Annotated in this window: 1 protein-coding gene; it reads right to left on the reverse strand. The window is 45.5% G+C overall.

The features are described from left to right. Positions 1-665, reverse strand: a 665-nt coding sequence (gene ansA / locus R7O13_RS27265) for an asparaginase (protein ID WP_318305247.1), incomplete at its 3' end; no start/stop codon positions are given. Positions 666-688 lie beyond the last annotated feature (23 nt).

The raw sequence follows: 688 nt of genomic DNA on the forward strand, positions 1-688 counted from the left end.
ATACCCGGATACATTGTGATCACACCGATTGGTTGAGGAGTAATGTTGTGAACTTTGAATTCACCTTCAGGTTGCGCATTAACCTTGATGCTGTTGCTAATCTGAATGTTGATGCCCGCTTCCAACAGTGGCGGCAAGTTTGGTGACGTAAATGCATTAAAGCCGTCAGCATGAGATTTTGTGCTGCGGTTGCCACGCATCAACTGATTGTTGAAGAATAAGGTGACTTCGTTTATTGGGTAGTTTGCTGCGATGTGCAGAGCATTTAGTAAGTTTGCTTGACCATCAGAGCGCAGTTCTGCCAAAGGAATTTGAGAACCAGTAACGATAACTGGCTTACCTAGGTTTTCTAGCATGAAAGACAAAGCCGACGCGGTGTAAGCCATCGTGTCAGTGCCGTGCAGAATAACGAAACCATCGTACTTGTCGTAGTTGTCACGAATGTCATCAGCGATTTGTTGCCAGTCTGCTGGTGTCATATCTGATGAGTCGATAAGAGGATCATATTCGTGGATAGTGTATTCCGGCATCTCTGGACGGTGAAATTCCGGCATGCTGGCAAGCTGTTTTTCCATAAAGCCAGCGATAGGAACGTAACCGTGATCCGATTTTAGCATACCGATGGTACCACCGGTGTAAGCGATGTAGATGTGTTTTCTAGTCATCGTTTTTTCTTTCGTGTAGGGGA

The organism is Vibrio sp. Y176 (genome assembly GCF_033438945.1).